Here is a 17,104-nt window from a genome sequence, read left to right on the forward strand (position 1 = left end):
TGTCGCTTCAGCATATAGCCGGCGGTGTCATTTTGAGTGCGGCCTGGAAAAAATCGCTGCCAAGGCAACTGCTCACTAAGGCCAATCTTGCCTGAAGGGATGGCTTACGATAAGTGGAGTAGAAAGATCATATTATGAGGTCTCCATGCTGACTGCAACCACGCGCTGCGAAACGCCGAATGCGAGCAAATATCTCCAGCAGCTCTGCAAACATTTCGCACACAAGATGGAGGTCGCCTACGGTGATGGCTACGGGCAGTGCCGGTTTTCCTGCGGCACGGCTACCATGAATGCCGGTCTCGAAGCGTTGGACATAACGGTGGAAGCGTCCGACGCCGGTGCATTGACCGAGACCAAGCAGGTTATCGAATCGCATCTCGTCCGGTTTGCCTTCCGCGAAAATCTCCAGCCGCTGGCCTGGCAAGATTGAAGCGCTTGTCTTCGACACGGAGCATACCCATGAAATGGCTCAAGTCGGTCCTGGCGCTGCCGGCACTGGCTCTTTTCCTTGTTCAGGCGTTCGCAACCGAGATCGAGACCGCGAAAGGCCCGGTGACCGTCGGCAAGACGCCGCAAACGCTCGCTGTGTTCGATATTGCGGCAGTCGATACATTGAACAGCCTTGGCGTGAAGATCGCCGGCCTGCCCGAGAACCTTTATGTGCCCGAACTTGCCGGATTGAAGGATGGCTCGGAAATCGTGGGCACTATCTTCGAGCCCGATCTGGAAGCCCTGAGCGCGCTGGCGCCGGACCTGATCATTGTCGGCGGACGCTCCTCGCCGCAACTGGCCGCGACGAGCCGGATTGCGCAGAGCATCGACATGACGATGGACGGCGACGACCTGTTCGCACAGGCAAAGCAGCGCCTTGCGGCTTACGGCGCTCTCGTCGGCAGGCAGGCAGAGGCCGCCTCGCTTGCTTCGGAACTCGACGCTTTGCTCGTGTCGACACGTGCCTCCGTCAAGGACAAGGGCAAGGCGCTCATCCTGATGACGAGCGGTCCGAAAGTGACGGCCTACGGCAAGGATTCCCGCTTCGGCTGGGTGCATTCGGCGCTCCAGCTTCCACCGGCAGTCGAGGACATTGACGCCGCTACCCACGGTGAAGTGATCTCTTTCGAGTTCCTCCGTGACGCCGATCCGGACTGGCTCATCGTACTCGATCGCGCTGCGGCGATCGGTTCGGGCGAGCAGAATGCGATGGCGACGCTCGACAATGAGCTGGTTGCGGCGACCACAGCCTGGAAAAAGAAGCAGATAGTCTACATGCCGGCGGCCGATTTCTACATCGCTGCTGGCGGCGTCCGGTCGACGAAGCGCGTGCTTGAGACGATCCGGGACGCTTTTTCTCAGACCCAATGACGGTTGAATCCATTGGGCGTCCGGGCCTCGCTTATCGGGCAATCGGCATCGCAACCTTGCTGGCGCTCTTTGTGACCAGTCTGGTCGTCGGCGTCAGCGATCTTGCGATCGGCAGCCTGAGTTCCGATCCGGAAGCGTTGCAGCTGATCATGATCAGCCGCTTGCCGCGTACTTTGGCCGCGCTTCTGGCCGGCAGCGCATTGGCCATTGCAGGGCTTGTGATGCAGACACTTGCCCGCAATCGTTTCGTCGAGCCGTCGACGGCGGGAACCGCGCAATCCGCGGCACTTGGCATACTGGTCGTAACGCTCGTGTGGCCAAATGCGTCTCTTGGGTGGAAAGCGCTCGGCGCCGCCGCAACCGCTCTGGCCGGAACATCCATTTTTCTCATGTTCGCCCACAGGCTGCCACCAATGCAGCCTTTTCTCGTTCCGCTGTTCGGACTGGTTTATGGCGGCATCATTGGATCTGCCGCTACTTTTGCCGCGTGGCATCTGGATCTTCTGCAATACCTCGAAGTGTGGATCACAGGCGAGTTTTCAGGCGTCCTGCGCGGGCGCTATGAGCTGTTGTGGGTCGCGGGCGCTCTGGTCGCGCTGGCGTGGTGGACGGCCGATCGTCTGACGATCCTTTCGCTAGGTAGGGACGCCAGCATCGGGCTCGGTCTGAACTACGCCGGTATGCTGCGGCTCGGCCTGGTCATCGTCTCGGCGATCACCGCCCTGACTGTGGTCGTCGTCGGGACAATCCCTTTCGTCGGGCTGGTGGTCCCGAACCTTATGTCGCGCTTCGCCGGCGAAAACCTGCGCCACACCTTGCCGTGGGTCGCCGGCGGTGGTGCTGCGTTGGTGCTTGCCTGCGACATCCTTGGCAGGCTTATCCGTTTCCCCTACGAGGTCCCGGTCGGCACGATTCTCGGCGTCGTGGGGGCGATACTTTTCCTCGTGCTGCTGCTTGGCCGGAACAGCAATGACTGAAGCCATGACACAGCGCGGCCTGGTGCGGCCCGACCAGCGCCTCGCTGTATTGGCGGCGGTGGCGTTGCTGGTCAGCGTGGGGTTCATGACGATCAACCTGCGCGGCAATCTCGCCTTCGCGATCGAATTGCGCGCAGTGCGGCTTGCGGCGATGGTTCTGGTCGGCGTGGCGGTGGCGGTTTCGACGGTGGTGTTTCAGACCGTTTGCGCCAACCGCATCATCACTCCATCGATCATGGGGCTGGATGCGCTATACGTCTTTTGCCAGACCGCGCTTGTTTTTGCGCTGACTGGCTTCGGCTTTGCCGGCATGGATCCCCGCCTGCAATTCCTGGGGAATTTTACGGCGATGACGAGCCTCGCACTGATGCTGTTCCTGCCAATGCTTCGCCGGCGTTTCGATCTGACTCTGATGCTGCTGACCGGCGTCGTGCTGGGCGTTCTGTTCCGATCGCTGACGACGTTGCTGGCGCGGCTGATCGATCCGAACGATTTTGCGGTGCTGCAAGGTGCGGTCTTCGCGAACTTCAATACGGTGGAACCCGATCTGCTGCTGCTGGCGGGCGTGATCACGGTGGCGGGTGTCGCCATCGCCTGGCGGGCGCGAGATGTTCTCGATGTGCTCGCGCTGGGAACGGATACCGCCATCGGGCTTGGCGTGGCGTGGCGCGGCACAGCTGCAGGGCTTCTGGTTCTTGTCGCCGCACTCGTGTCAGCGTCGACGGCTCTGGTCGGCCCGATGGCGTTCCTGGGGCTGCTGGTGGTTTCGCTCGCTGAACGCATCGTGGGCACCAACCGGCATGCGATCCTTCTGCCGGCAGCCTCTTTGACAGCGATAATCGTGCTGGCCGGTGGCCAAATCGTCCTCCAGCACGGTCTCGGCGGGGAAGGCAGCCTCTCCATAGTCGTGGAATTCGTCGGCGGCATCGTATTCCTCGCCCTTCTGTTTGCCGGGAAGCGGCGATGATCGAGATTGCAGGTGTCTCTCTGGCCCTTGGTGGCAACCACATCCTGGATAATGTCAGCCTGACAGTGCCGAAGGGCGGGGTCACGGCGCTTGTCGGCCCGAATGGCGCGGGTAAGTCCAGCCTGTTGTCGCTGATCGCCCGCCTGCAGCCCCTGCAAAGCGGCCGCATCACCGTCGACGGGCTGCCGGTCGATAAGACGCCGAGCCGGCAGTTGGCCAAGGTCATGGCCATCCTGCGACAGGATCCCGGCGTCGCGAGCCGCCTGCGCGTCGTCGAACTGGTGGGCTTCGGTCGTTTCCCGCATCACCGGGGGCGGCTGACGGCGAAAGACCGCGAAATAATCGCGGCATCCCTCGAACAGTTCGATCTCAGCGATCTGGCGCTGCGCTTCACCGACACCTTGTCAGGCGGGCAACGGCAGCGCGCCCTCGTCGCCATGACCTTCTGCCAGGGGACGGATTACATCCTTCTCGATGAACCGCTGAACAACCTCGACATGTTTCATGCAAGAAACCTCATGCGGACGCTGAGACGCATCGCTGACGAGCACGACAAGACGGTGCTCATCGTACTCCACGACATCAATCATGCAGCCTCGTACGCCGACCGTATCGTTGCGATGAAGGACGGCGCCGTTGTCGCATCGGGCAACACAAGCGCCATCATACGGCCAGACATTCTGGAGGGCATTTTTGGCTTCCCGATGCGCGTCGAACAGGTTGCCGGTCGATTGGCGGTCCTGCACCACATCTGACGCGCGACGCTAGTGTGTTCTCAAGAACACAACAGTTACAGTAGCTTGTATAAACTGGATTTTTTTAATCAACTTTATTGTCGAGATCACCCCGATGCGTTAAGGCAATCTGGGCCGCGCGTTTTTCGCCGGCCGGGGCCACCGTCGTCGAGGGGAATCAGTTGATGTCATCCGATATTCTGCGAGTGCTTGCCGTCAGCACAGCAATGTCCACTTTATTGTGTGCCGGCGCGCTGGCGCAGTCCGCTGAGACCCGGGAAGCAGAAGCCGGGACGACCTCCGAGGAAAGCGAAGACACTCAAGCTCCCGACGGAGTGACGCAACTCGAGACGATTATTGTCGTAGACGTAGGTGCAGGCGCTGACGCTACGGCCGGCGCCGACGTGATCATCATCGACCAGCAGGAGATCGACCGCAAGAAACCGCAGGACTTGAGGGAAGTCTTCTCCGGTGAACCTCAGATCGCCGTCGGCGGGGCGATCCCCAGCACGCAGAAAATCTACGTCAACGGCGTCGACGAGAACAATCTGGCTGTGACTGTCGACGGGTCGCGGCAGAACAACAAGGTGTTCCACCACAACGGCACATATCTGCTCGATCCGGCACTGCTGAAAGCGGTGTCCGTGCAGGCAGGCGTTGCGCCGGCCGACGCTGGTCCGGGAGCGCTGGCCGGTTCGCTCGGCTTCGAGACCAAGGATGCTATCGACCTGCTCGAGCCAGGCCGCAACTTCGGTGGTTTCGTCACCGGTATATGGGACACCAACAGCGAGACCTACACGACCGGCGTGAGCGCCTTCGGCCAGCAGGACGGGTTCGAGTATCTCGGTTACATCAATTACAGCAATGGCGGCAACTTCACCGCCGGCAACGGCGATGAGATGCCGGGAACTGGCACGGACCTGATCAGCGGGCTGGGCAAAATCGCTTACGAAAGCGTCGAAGGCCACCGTTTCGAGCTCAGCCACGAGCAGGTGCGTGACGACGACCTTCGTCCCTACCGCGCCAACGTTTACATCAACCGGGGTGCCGAGCCGGAAGTCCGCAACTACGATCTGCGCCGCCGCAACACGGTCTTCACCTATACGGACACCTCGCCCGAAGGCTGGTGGGATCCGAAGGTGGTTATCGCCTACAGCCGCACAGAGATCGGCACGCTGGAGACGGACCGTTTCGACCCCAATGTCGTATCGCCGACCGACGGTGCCACCAGAAGCTTCAACGGCAAGGTGGAGAACAGGTTCGCGTTCGACTTGGGTAGCGTCACCGCCGGGTTCGATTTCTACAACGACAAGGCCGACCTGGACTACAGGAATGCGACGGCGCCGTACTTCACCGACGAGCGCGCCACGAATGTCGGTGGCTACGCACAGGCACGCCTGGAGCCTTTTGATCGGGCCAGGATTTCGTTCGGTGGACGCGCCGACCATCAGTGGTTCACCGGCGTCGACGATTCGGAATGGACGAACGCCGGCGTCAGCGGCAACGTTTCGGGCGAATACGACCTGCTGCCCGAGTTCCTGACCGTCAAGGCTGCGACCTCGCATGTCTGGGGCGGCGTGCCTTTGGCGGAAAACTACCTACAGAACCCAGTCTGGACTTATGGCGACGGCCCGGAACCCGTTACGTCCAACAACTACACGGCCGGCCTCGAGGCGCGATACAACGGCTTTACCTTCGAGGCGAACGCATTTCGCACCGACATCAGCGACGCGCGCCTGCCGATCTTCGGACGCGGCGTGCCGGCGCCGGAAGTGTCGTCGATCCGCACCCTCGATCTTGTTTCCAAGGGCTGGGAAATCGGCGGCCGCTATGACTGGGATGCCGGCTTTGTCAGTGTGAAATACGCCGACATCAATGCCGATGTCGACGATATGCCTGCTGATTCCGAGATCGGCCGATACCTGACGACGCCGCTCGGGCAGATCATCATGATCGGCGCCGGATACACATTCGACGATTGGGGCATTGAAGTCGGTGGCGACATCGAAATCGCCTTGAAGACCGACAGGACCCTGGTGAGACATAAGACCGATCCGGCGAGCGCAAAGAAAGAACTTCCCGGCTACGAGGTGGTGAATGCCTATCTCGAGTGGACGCCGCCTTCGAGGCCGAACTTCACGCTACGCGCCGACGCACTCAACATCTTCGACGAGAACTATACGGATCGTGCGGCCTACGGACAGGACTTCGACGGCGTGGATCCGCACTATGATCCCGGCCGCTCGTTCAGGCTGAGCGCTACGGCGCGGTTCTGACGCGTGGCATGGCGCGGGCCTGACACAAAAAAGCCGGCGTGGAAGCGACCCGCGCCGGCCTTTTAGTAAGTCTTGAAAGCTGGTGCCTTACGCCGCACCGGCGCGAATGGGCGCCTCGCGATCGGTCCACAGCAGCCGCAGGTTTCGCGCATCGTTGGCGAGCACGTTGAAGCAGTCTCCGCCGAACCATTCGAGCGAAGCGTCGACCTCCTCGCGCTCGAACAGTTCGTCCAGGAACCCCAGATAGTCTACGACACCGTCGAAAAGCGGCATCATTCCTGTCCGCTTTCCGGCCGCCGCGTAGACGTTTGCCGGCTCGAAGATGCCGAGATCGGCGCGCGAGCGAACGTTTTTGAGATGGTAATGCCGAATATGTGGCAGGAGGGCGCGATGTGCGGCCATCGGATCGTCGCCGCCTTCCCAGACGTGCAAGGTATCGAAGTTGATCCCGAGCGCCGGATGATCGATCTCCTCGATCAGGCGCTGCGTTGACGACAGCGTATCGGCCAGCGTTCCGGGATGGGTCTCGACCAGCATCTGGCAGCCCTGATCCTGCGCAATCATACAGGCGTCCTTGAGCCGGGCCGACAGCCGCCAGCGGGCTTCGGGCGAGGTGTCCCGGCTTGCCGATTTTCCGGCGAACGTGCGCACCTTGCGGGCGCCCCAGCGGCCTGCCAGACGGCAGAGGTTCGACGTGGCGTGACGCAGCGACGCCAGGTTCTCATCGAGAGGCAGGTAGTCGCTGAGCATCGGCACGGAAAGGCCGAATGCCGCCATCCACTCGGCGTTGCGGTCGGTCATATGCTGCATATTGCGCGCATGCGCGCCCCAGAGCTCGATGCCCTGGAAATCGTTCGCCGCCGCCCATCGCGCGATATCCTCCAGAGACAGCAAATGATGGCGGAACGTGATCGTGCAGAGCGACAGTCTCATGCGACGGCATCCTCCACATCGTGGCGTGGAGCGTGCAGTAGGCCGCGCGTGTCGCACCAGACTCGATAGGTCTGGGCGAGACGGCCCTTCAGGGAGCGCTCCATCGCGTCCAGCACATCGAATTTTTCGAATACACGTGCCGCCAGGGTTTCGTTGCCTGTCTGGCTGAGCTTCATGATGGCGTAGTGAAGCGTCTTGAATTCCTGAATCAGCGCCTCGATGTCGTCGCAGATCGTGTCGAACTCGGTGTTGGAGAGCTGCAGTGATCGCCAGAAGAACGCAAAACCATGCTCCAGCGCGTATTTGCGGATTGAGATGACCGGCAGTTCGCGTAGCGCCATAGACAACTCGGCTAGTTCCACGCCGTCGCGGCCTTCGACATGCGCACGGACGATCTCGCGCGTGGCGCGCGTCAAAGGATTGTCGTCCTCATGAAAGCAGGCAAGAAAGTAGTCGCGCAGATCGACAGCGGACGGTTTCCTGATATCGGCGGCGTCGAAGATGAAGCCGCCGGCGACGGTCGGCTGCATGATTGCATTGATGACTTTCTGCTTCTCGATCCTGCCTTCCCAGCGGAAATCCGGGTCTAAAACCATCCACATCGCGGGGTCGTCGGTGTTCTCCAGCATCAGGTAGTGCGGGAAGGGGTTCTGGTTGAACTTGTTCTCGCGCTCCGGCAGATGGAAGAGATCGAGCATGACCATCAGGTGCTCGCTCGCCTTCTTGCGCTCCAGAAGCTCCAGCATCGTCGCAAGATTGTCTTCCTTCGCAGCATCCGGCCGATACCATTGGCGAACCTTGGGGCCGTACAGGCGCGCGAACCAGTCGCGGAAGAAGTCGTGGTTGATTTCAGGCGTGTGATACGCCAGCCGCCAGTGGTCATCGACGGCGAAGCCCGCATCCCAGACGCCGAAGAAGAACGGCCGATGATCAAGCTGCTTTTGCTTCACTGCGTGGCAGACACTGCTCACGAAGCAATGAACCTTGATGTCGACATAGTCCTCGCCGTGCACGCCGATCCGCTCGGCCGCTTCTCTTTCGGCGCGGGTGAAGGCCAGCTCCTTGGCTGGCTTCACTTGTGTCCGGGCGGGGTCGGATGCTCCGACGAACAGCTGCGCCAGATCCTCGACAGTGTCCAGGTCCTGACGGCTGATAACCTCCTCCGGCAACTCGACGCCGTAGTCGAGTTCGAGAGCAAGCATGATTTCGAGGATGAGCACGGAGTCGAGATAAAGGTCCTCGTTCAGCCTCGCCCCGGGCGCGAACATGTCCATGTGCCGATGGTTGAGCTTCTCGCGCAGGATCGTCTCGATCGCGCCGAGTATTTGATTGTAAGTCACTACGCCGCCTCCGTCCGCACCGTTCCGAATTCGCCTGCGTCGTAGCGGGCAGCCACATCGCGCCTGCTGATCTTGCCGTTCGCTTGACGCGGGATCCGCTCCACCTGAAGAATCTCAGTCGGCATCTGGTGCGCCGCAAGCTGCTCGGCGCACCATTGCCGAAGCTGCGCACGATCGACAGCGTGTTCAGCGCTGAAGAGAAGCGCAACACGCTCGCCCACGAATGAATCCTGCTTGCGAAACACGACGGCGTCGCCGATGCCGCCGAAAGTCATGACGACGTCCTCGACTTCCTTCGGATAGACGTTGAGGCCGGACACATTGATGAGGTCGTCGAGGCGCGACAGGAAGACAAGCATGCCGTCGTCGCGGCGATAGCCGAGGTCTCGGGTTTCCACCACTATGCCTTCGCGCTCGACAGCAATCTCCTTCGGATCGCCGGTAGTGCCGGCGTCGCGCAACGAAAACCGCGGCAGCAGGTAGCCGATCTCGTTCGCTGCTTGGACGTCCGGATTGATCGCGATGCAGCCCGCTTCCGAGCAGCCATATTGCTGGAACATATGCTTGGACTTGCGCCGTATCTGCCCGAACCACGGCGCGGGCAGAAGGGTCCCCGACGTCATCGTCGCGTGGATTTGTTCATCGGCCGGCAAAAGCCGGGCAAGCGTATACAGGATGGCCGGCGACGAGATCAGATAGGGCCGTTCCGCTTCGCGCAGCTTGCGCAGCAGGAATTTAGGGTTCCCCGTGTCCAGTATGGCGGGCGTCTGGCCGCGTTTCAGCGCAACCAGCAGGCCGCAGATCAAGCCATAGGAATGGGTGGTCGGGCAGGCGATCAAGGGTGTCATGTCCCGCGGCTCGACGAAGGACGACACGTAGCTCTCGATCTCGTCGTCTATGTCCTCCCACGAACGGGCGATGCACTTCGGCTCGCCGGTCGTGCCGGAACTCATCTGCAGCAATTGCCCCGTCGCGCCTGTGCGGTCCTCGGTGATCGGTTCGCCTTCCAGCCGGTTGTAGAAGAGCCAGTTGCACTTCGCCGCCTCGGCCTGCCGGCGCGCCGCGGCGTATGGCGTCGAAGGGTGCAGCGGCAGGACGCTAACCCCGGTCGCCCGCGCCGCGAAAAAGAAGGCCAGCCAATCCTGGGTGTCGGAGAAGCAGACCGCGAAGCGGTCGCCCGCGCGTTTGACGAGCTCGGCGGCAGTGGTGATGCGGTCTGCTGCTTCGCGGAAATAGGCCTGATCAAAGACCGTGTCGTTGATTCTGATCATGTCTGCGTCTCCTTAGGCGCCTGCCAGACTGTTGGGGATTTCGTGGGAGCATTCGGCGCCCGGCAGCGAAAGCTTCCGCCGCAGCAAGGATTCCGTGCGGATGCGGGGCTGGAAAAGGCCGAGCGCGGCTTGCCGGCGTGTCAGTCCGAACTGCCGGGAATGGTTTTGCAATCGCCTGCCGACGTCCGACCAGAAGCCGGCTTCGTCGAGGCCGTAACTGTGTCGGAGGAGGTGCGAGATTTCGGCAAGATTGTAGACGAACAGGGCATCGAGGAAGAGCTCGCCAAGCAATTCGACGCTTTCCATCCAGTAGTGTTGGTTGGGCGCTGCATCGCGATAGGCGGGGTTCAAGGCGAGAAAGTCGGGAACCCGTTCGGGATCGCGCAGGAAGCCTGGGACATATTCGACGCTGTCGTGGAAGTCGCGCATAGCCAGCCGGACCGGCCAGCCTTCGCGATGAATCAGGATCAGGTTTTGGCCATGCGATTCCGTGGCGATGCCATGGCCGACGAGCAGGTGGTACACCGGCATCACCACTGCGTCCACAAGCCTGTCGAGCCAGACATTCAGCCCGTACCGCTCTATCCAGTCAGCGACGAACGGCCGTCCGTCGGTCTCCAGGACCATCAGCGCGTTGAGGGGCACCGCGGCTTCGCCCGGCTGAAGGCAGCTTATGACGTTCTCGCGCCAGATCGCGGCGATCTGTCCGGCAAGCGGACCGTCCCGATCCGCGATCGTGCCGGCATATTCGCCGAGAATGGTGAGCGGATAGCGCTCCTCGAACAGCGGATCGCTGGCGACAATATCCCTGAGCCAGAGGCTGATCGTGGGCGCGCTGCACACCGAATGTGGTTCGATGATGCGCTTGGCCGACGAGTTGACGAGATTCATCGGCAGCTTGAGATTGGCGCGTTGCGGATGATCACGATTGAACAGCGTTCGCACGGATTGGCTGGCGGTGTAGTGATCGCCGGCCTGGCCGAGAAACCCGGCTGAACCCTCCGCCAGCCAGCGCGACAATTCCGAATCCTGCAACGCTTTCCACTGCCACGGGTGTAGCGGCATCAGGCCGAACCGCCTTGCATGGCCGCCGAGCCGGGCACGCCGCTCGTCCAGGATCGAATAATTTTCAGCGCCAAGTTCGTCGGTCCAGAATGCCTGCTCGTCCGTGGGAAACGCCGAGTCCAGGCGTTCGGGCGCAACCGCCAGCCAGACCAGCTGGAACGCATTGCCTGCTTCCGGGCCGTACAAGGCATGGTCGTCATAATCGAAGCCGGTGCGCGCCTTGAAACAAGGATGATACGGATGACCCTCGTCCATCGCGCTATCCAATTGTGCAAACGGTAAATTGCGGCGCTGCCGGAGCGGGAGATTCCTGGCGTTCCAGGCGCAGAAACCAAGCGTCCGCTCCAATTCGAATGCGAGCTGCGCCCGGCGTTCGGGACAGGCGTCTATGCTCGCCAGAACATCGCCGAGGGTCGCCGGCCGCCACCGGCCGCGGTAGCCCTGCTCGAGCGTTTCGGGGGCGATCCTGACCCGGCCGAAGGCGCCGATCGAGCCCTCGCAACGTATCCCGACGCCGTCCTGACGCCATTCGAAGCGGCATTTCCCGCCGAGTCGCGTCACGTCGTAATCGACCAGGCCTTCATAGACCAGAGCTTCCGCGAGCTGGCGCATCACACGCAGCTCCGGAGTGCCATCGAGATCAAGAAGCAATGGCATGTGCCTGCTCCGCGGCTATGAACAGCCCGGCTCGGCTCAGCGGATTGGGAAAATGCGTGTAGATCGTGCTGCTGCTGTCGGCCAGTTCATCGACGTCCTGCAGCCGGATCGCCAGGTTAGCCTTTGCGGTGATGTTCGGCTTGTCCAGCAGGCTGGTCGCGAATTCCCCGCCTGCGCCGGAGAGCTCTCCCGCAAGCTTCTTGAGGCACGCGCGCAGGATGCCGAGCAATTCTGTCTCGCTTGCCAGGCTGTCATGTCCGGCACGTGCGACGACCGAGAAGATCTGGTTGACGATGAGGTAGTACGAAAACCGCTCGCGAATTTCACGATCATCGAAGACGAGGCTACGGATTTGGGCGACCTCGGGCACAAGGCCGTACCACCGTGCCCTGAAGCTGTTCGAGAGGTAGAATCCCTGGCTGTCGCGATAGAGGTATCGGCTCGGAAGCCCCTGCTGCGATAGATCCAGCAAACTGTTTTGCTGATGCGCCTCCAGCGCCACCCCGAACCTGTCGTAGAGCCGGACCAGCGGGTCGAGCGTGCAGTCCAGATAGCACACGAACCAGCGGCGACACGCCTCCCGCACGGATATGTCCTGATCGCGTGCGACATCTCGAACGACGCTTTCGAGCAACGATATGCCTCCGGGAAGCGGCTCGGCCGTCAGCGCCGAAACCGTTATCACCGGATCGTCTGCCCGATCCCGGAACGGGTTTTCGCGGAAAATGACTTCAAATCCGCTCTCGGTCTGCCCGGGTATGTCAAGCGTCACGTATGCACTGTCGTGGAGAAAGCCGAGGCGCGAATCGAAAGTGTTGATCCCGGCGCGCTCGAACAGACGCGCCATCGCGACGCCTGCTTCCAACTCATGTCGCCTGTTCACGCGCTTGGAGTTGGTGATGCGGACAGGCAGCGAGAATTTCGGCATCCACGAGGCACCCTCGCAGTAGACCGTGCGTACGGAGGAGGTCGCCGTGAACAGGGGGCCCGCCGGTCCAAGGTGCCGGATTTGTCCCGAGGCCATGAGCGTCCGTACTCGCGGGTCGAGCATCAGTGCTTCCGCCTGAAGCGGATGCATTGGCATGAGTATTTCGCTGTCTCCGGCGACCATTTTGCCGACGTCATTCCCCAGCAGCGATTCGACGATCGGCGACACAGCCATGCCGGCGGAATCCTCGCGGACAAGGTGGGCGGCGGCAGCGAAATAAGTCAGCTGGAAACCACCGCGCAATTCGGGCGCGTAGGCGTCCTGCTGCCAATTCGTCATGCCTTGCAGGCTTTTGGGTGTCGGGTGCAGTGGATGCCCGAAATACAAGGATTGTTCCGCAGCTATGAAACCTGCCTGTGGCGACTGTGTACGATCAGCAGCGTCGAGGTAACGTTTCGTCGCCTGACAGCTCTGAAGAATTCGTTCGATAAGTTCCACATCGGCCTGTCGATGCGCAGCCGACCCAGCTTCTCTGGCTCCCAGCACAAGCAGATGCACGGCCAGGATCGGCTCTATCTCGTACCAGCTTGCACCGACGTCCTGGCGCAGCCAGATTCGCCCGAAGAGGTGCATTCCGCAAAGCGACCGGGACTTGATTTCGATACGCAGGAGGGAACGCCGCGACGGCAGGGAAATCTCTACGCAATCGAAGTTCCGTTCTCCAATCCTGTGAAATACAGGAACCCCGGAGTTCAGCTCACGCAGATAGCTGTTTGTGAAGCCTCGAAACGTTGCCTGCTCTGCTGCAACCTGATTCTTGTCGATCATTCCTGCGGACGCCATTTAATGCAGAGGCCGGGGGCAGGCGCTCGTTCCAGTTTTTTCAAGGTTTCGAGAACGCCGCGCGTGAAGGCTCAGCCTTGCTGCGGCCACGGCTAAAACTTAACTAGGAATGTCATGTTATCCTAGCCGTGTGCGCGGATCAACCTCCGTCACAGGCTCAGGAAGATGAGATTCTAACAGTCCGGACTCGGAAAAATTTCCAGGTCGTTCGCTTGCTTGCATCCGGGGCAATGTCAGCTTCGGTCAGGAGGACGAAAACGCTCGGCCTTCGATATTGTCGGCAGGGCGTGGCCAACACCGGCTTTCAAAAACGCATCGCGCTGGCAAGCCGGGCGGGGCGCAATAACCAACACGTGCGAAGCTCCAGGAGATCGCGCCTCATTGATCTTGCGTATGGACGTCCGGATAGAGCCAGCCGCTTCCTGATATTGGGCGCGCCCGTTCGGCGATCATCCCGCCTCAGCCCTTCACCCCGGAACCGACGATGCTGTCGACGAAAAAGCGCTGCAGGAAAACGAACAGGACCAGCGGCGGCAGTACGGCGAGTGTGGCGCCGGCCATCACCAGATTGGTATTCATCGCGCCGCGATTGTAGCTCAGTAGCCGGCTGAGGCTGATGACGATCGGATATTGATCGCCGGCGCCCTGAAGAACCGTCAGTGGCCAGAGATAGCTGTTCCAGTGATAGACAAAGGCAAACAGTGCGAGCGCGGCGATCGCCGGTGCGACGTTCGGTGCGACGATGCCGAAGAGGATTCGCATTTCCGAGGCGCCGTCCATGCGCGCCGCATCGATCAGGTCGTCCGGTACGCCGGCAATGAACTGGTGCATGAGGAAAATGCCGAAGGCATTGGCGAGATTGGGAACGATAACGCCGGCCAGGCTCGCATTGAGGCCGAGCGAGCCGACGATTCGGTAGAGCGGGATCAGCGTGACGATGGGGGGCAGGAACATCGTCGCGATCAGGATGGAAAAGAGCAGGTTGCGGCCGCGGAACCGGTATTTCGCGAAGGCATATCCTGCCATCAGGCTGGTCAGAAGGATGCCGGCTGTCGTCACGGTGGCGATGACCATCGAATTCCATATCGACCGCCCGACATTCAGAACACCGGCCACCTTCTCGTAGGCCTCGAAGCTCGGCGATCGGGGCACCCAGACCGGCGGCACCTGCATGCTTTCGGCCGCGGTCTTGAAACTGGAAAGCACCATCCATACCAGCGGGAACGCCGAGGCGACGACCACAGCAAGCATCAGCGTGGCGATCAAGGCATCGCCCGTGGTCGGCCGTTTCCGCTTGAAGAGCAGTCCTTGCCGCGGCGTCTGGTCGACGGCGGCGCTCATTCGTCGTCCTTCCGCCTGGCAAGGGCGAACAGCGCGAAAATCACCACGATCAGCGACAACATCAGCATCACCGCCATGGCCGAGCCCAATCCGCCTTGTGCCCGTTCGATGCCGACGCGGCGGATATGATAGGTGAGCACGTTGGTCGATCCGACAGGCCCGCCCTGGGTGATCAGAGCCACCGGCTCGAACACCTGCACGGCATTGATAATGGCGATGACGGCGCTGAACAGCAGCATGCGCCGGAGCAGGGGCAAGGTGATCGCATAGAATTGCTGGAACGCGTTTGCGCCATCGATCCGGGCGGCTTCGTAGAGGCTTTGGGGTATCTGCGTCAGGCCCGCGATTGCCAGGACAGTGAAATAGCCGACCTGCTGCCAGACGTTCAGGAACACGATGGAAACCAGGGCGGTATCGGGCGACGACAGCCAGGGCTGCGGCCCGATTCCGATCCAGCCGAGCATCTGGTTGAACGGTCCCTCGGTCGGCGAATAGAGCTTCGACCAGACCAGAGCCACGGCGATCATCGGCACCATGTAGGTGGAAAACAGCACGGTCCGCAAAACATTGCCGCCGGCGACGTGGCGCTGCTGGACGAGGAGCCCCAGCCCAACCGATAGCGGCAGGATAAGTGCGATCGACAACACCGTGTAGATCGCCGTGTTTATGAATGCGCCCTTGAAATCGCGCCCAACGGAAGTCGGTCCGAAAATTTCGAAGAAGTTATCGAGACCGACGAACCGCGCTGTCTGAAAGCCGGTCTGTGTCGACCAGTGCTGCAGCGACAGCCAGAGTGTCAAGGCCATCGGCAGCAGGATGAACACGCCGATCAGGGCGACGGCGGGGGTGAGCATCGCCCACACGGAGCCGCTATAGGATCTCGTCATGAAATTGCCCTTCGGCGCAGCGGAAGCCGACAATAGGCGGCTCCCGCCACCGGCGTGTAGAAGCTACTGGGCCGCACGCTCGAGAATGGAGACGGCGTCCGCCTGGGCGTTTGCCTGCGCCTCCTTGGCCGAGACCTGCCCATACTGCAGCGCTTCGATCGTCTGCTGCAGGGATTCGCTGAACTCCTGTCCGCCGAGCACCACCGGGAACGGCTTGGCGTCGGCAAGTACGCTGACATAGCCGGAAAGGAAATCCGAGCCGAGCCTGTCCTTCAGGGCTTCGACGTCGGAACTGCGCGACGGCAAAATGCCCATCGACATCAGTATGTCGGCCATCGCCGAGGCGCCTTTCGGACCCGATTCCGGGCTGTTCAGCCATGCGAGGAAATCCCAGGCCGCCTTCTGCTCGGCTTCGCCGGCTCCGGCATTGACGACGGTCATCCATGAATAGGAGATCGAACGCGATTTGTCGCCGCTCGGCCCGACCGGGATCGGCGCGGTGGCGATGTCGGAGAATTTTTCGCCCATGCCGGCCTTCAGTGCGCTTTCCCACCAATTGGCCATGATGATCATGCCGGTCTTGCCGGATACGAAATTGTCGAGGAAAGGCCCGGTCGTGTTGGCGTCGGCTGTTCCCATGGCCGGATCCGTGACGCCAGCCTTGATCAGAGCTTCGTAGAGCTGGAAGGTTTCTCCAGCCGCCTTGCTGTCGAGTACGGGCTTGCCGTCCACGACCAGGTCGCCGCCATTGGAGACCAGCAATGAGGAGAACGGGTGCACAACGCCCGCCGCCCAGGAATTGATCATGCCGAAGCCCTGCTGGCTGGCGTCCTTCTTCGTCAGCTTGGCGGCCGCGTCCTTTAATTCGTCCCAGGTTTTCGGCGGCGCCGAAATCCCGGCCTCGGCGAACAGCGCCTTGTTGTAGTTCAGCGCATAGACGTCGATCTCGTTGGGAATGCCGTAGAGCGTGCCGCCGACGCTGGCCGCCGAGACGATGCCCGCCGGCCACGCGCCTTTTACCTCGCTTGCCACGGCCTCAGGCGCGGGAGCCACGAGCTTGTCGCGCGCCAGTTCGGGCAGCCACAGATCGTAGATGCCGGCAATCGTCGCGCCGTCCGCGCCGCCGCCCTGCGAGCGCAAGGTCGTCAGAAGGTCGCCGAACGGGACGGCGCGCACCGTCACGGCGACATCGGGATTGGTCTTGGCGTATTCCTTGGCCGCGTTCTCGAGCAGGGCGACCGTTTCAGGCGCCCAATGGGTGAGATACGAGATGTTGACCAGCTCGGCCCAGGCCGCGGTCGGCAGGGCCATGACGCCGGCCGCAAGCGCACATTTGATCGTCCACGCGAGTTTCATGAAGTCCTCCCAAGCTGACCGCGATTGCGTTCCCATGACCAATCGGCCATAAGAGGTTATAACGTCATACTCGCATCCGCAAGTGAGGCGTCTCAGAATCCGTGGTTGCCGAGGCGAGGCGCCGGGTCGCTGGCAGGTGAGGGAGGGTAGATGGCAATGTTTTCGGA

General features: G+C 61.5%; 14 protein-coding genes. 6 read left to right on the forward strand and 8 right to left on the reverse strand.

Annotated elements, in window-relative coordinates; genetic code table 11:
• Positions 1–145 precede the first annotated feature (145 nt).
• The 6 genes from ABVK50_RS00975 (at position 146) to ABVK50_RS01000 (ending at position 6,316) form a co-directional block, all read left to right on the forward strand.
• On the forward strand, positions 146–430 hold the full coding sequence (locus ABVK50_RS00975; protein WP_353643221.1) for a DUF2218 domain-containing protein: 285 nt from the start codon (positions 146–148) through the stop codon (positions 428–430).
• A 29-nt stretch (positions 431–459) separates the two neighbouring features.
• Entirely contained in the window at positions 460–1,362 is a 903-nt protein-coding gene (locus ABVK50_RS00980; protein ID WP_353643220.1) for a siderophore ABC transporter substrate-binding protein, read from the forward strand.
• Positions 1,359–2,339: an iron chelate uptake ABC transporter family permease subunit gene (locus tag ABVK50_RS00985; protein ID WP_353643219.1), complete on the forward strand. Its 981-nt coding sequence runs from the start codon at positions 1,359–1,361 to the stop codon at positions 2,337–2,339. Before ABVK50_RS00980 ends, ABVK50_RS00985 begins: the two co-directional genes overlap by 4 nt.
• Positions 2,332–3,306, forward strand: coding sequence for an iron chelate uptake ABC transporter family permease subunit (locus ABVK50_RS00990; protein ID WP_353643218.1), 975 nt, complete (start codon positions 2,332–2,334; stop codon positions 3,304–3,306). Before ABVK50_RS00985 ends, ABVK50_RS00990 begins: the two co-directional genes overlap by 8 nt.
• A complete protein-coding gene (locus ABVK50_RS00995) occupies positions 3,303–4,061 on the forward strand; it encodes an ATP-binding cassette domain-containing protein (RefSeq protein WP_353643217.1) in 759 nt (252 codons plus the stop codon). The genes ABVK50_RS00990 and ABVK50_RS00995 overlap by 4 nt, the downstream gene beginning before the upstream one ends.
• Positions 4,062–4,225: 164 nt before the next feature.
• On the forward strand, positions 4,226–6,316 hold the full coding sequence (locus tag ABVK50_RS01000) for a TonB-dependent receptor (RefSeq protein ID WP_353643216.1): 2,091 nt from the start codon (positions 4,226–4,228) through the stop codon (positions 6,314–6,316).
• A gap of 87 nt (positions 6,317–6,403) precedes the next feature.
• Here ABVK50_RS01000 and ABVK50_RS01005 read toward each other — a convergent pair whose 3' ends face one another.
• From ABVK50_RS01005 to ABVK50_RS01040, 8 genes are all read right to left on the reverse strand, one after another.
• Complete coding sequence (locus ABVK50_RS01005) at positions 6,404–7,249, reverse strand: sugar phosphate isomerase/epimerase (protein ID WP_353643215.1); 846 nt, start codon at positions 7,247–7,249, stop codon at positions 6,404–6,406.
• Positions 7,246–8,589 carry a DUF6005 family protein gene (locus tag ABVK50_RS01010; RefSeq protein ID WP_353643214.1) on the reverse strand — a complete coding sequence of 448 codons (1,344 nt, stop codon included), beginning with the start codon at positions 8,587–8,589 and terminating at the stop codon, positions 7,246–7,248. The genes ABVK50_RS01005 and ABVK50_RS01010 overlap by 4 nt, the downstream gene beginning before the upstream one ends.
• Entirely contained in the window at positions 8,589–9,860 is a 1,272-nt protein-coding gene (locus ABVK50_RS01015; RefSeq protein WP_353643213.1) for an AMP-binding protein, read from the reverse strand. The genes ABVK50_RS01010 and ABVK50_RS01015 overlap by 1 nt, the downstream gene beginning before the upstream one ends.
• Positions 9,861–9,872: 12 nt before the next feature.
• Complete coding sequence (locus ABVK50_RS01020; protein ID WP_353643212.1) at positions 9,873–11,582, reverse strand: IucA/IucC family protein; 1,710 nt, start codon at positions 11,580–11,582, stop codon at positions 9,873–9,875.
• A complete protein-coding gene (locus ABVK50_RS01025) occupies positions 11,566–13,338 on the reverse strand; it encodes an IucA/IucC family protein (protein WP_353643211.1) in 1,773 nt (590 codons plus the stop codon). The genes ABVK50_RS01020 and ABVK50_RS01025 overlap by 17 nt, the downstream gene beginning before the upstream one ends.
• 474 nt (positions 13,339–13,812) lie before the next feature.
• Positions 13,813–14,694 carry a carbohydrate ABC transporter permease gene (locus ABVK50_RS01030; RefSeq protein WP_353643210.1) on the reverse strand — a complete coding sequence of 294 codons (882 nt, stop codon included), beginning with the start codon at positions 14,692–14,694 and terminating at the stop codon, positions 13,813–13,815.
• Positions 14,691–15,581 (reverse strand): sugar ABC transporter permease, encoded by an 891-nt coding sequence (locus tag ABVK50_RS01035; protein ID WP_353643209.1) that lies wholly within the window; start codon positions 15,579–15,581, stop codon positions 14,691–14,693. The genes ABVK50_RS01030 and ABVK50_RS01035 overlap by 4 nt, the downstream gene beginning before the upstream one ends.
• A 63-nt stretch (positions 15,582–15,644) precedes the next feature.
• A complete protein-coding gene (locus tag ABVK50_RS01040; RefSeq protein ID WP_353643208.1) occupies positions 15,645–16,937 on the reverse strand; it encodes an extracellular solute-binding protein in 1,293 nt (430 codons plus the stop codon).
• Positions 16,938–17,104 lie beyond the last annotated feature (167 nt).

Origin of the sequence: Mesorhizobium sp. WSM2240 (assembly GCF_040438645.1) — a bacterium.
Classification (GTDB): domain Bacteria; phylum Pseudomonadota; class Alphaproteobacteria; order Rhizobiales; family Rhizobiaceae; genus Allomesorhizobium.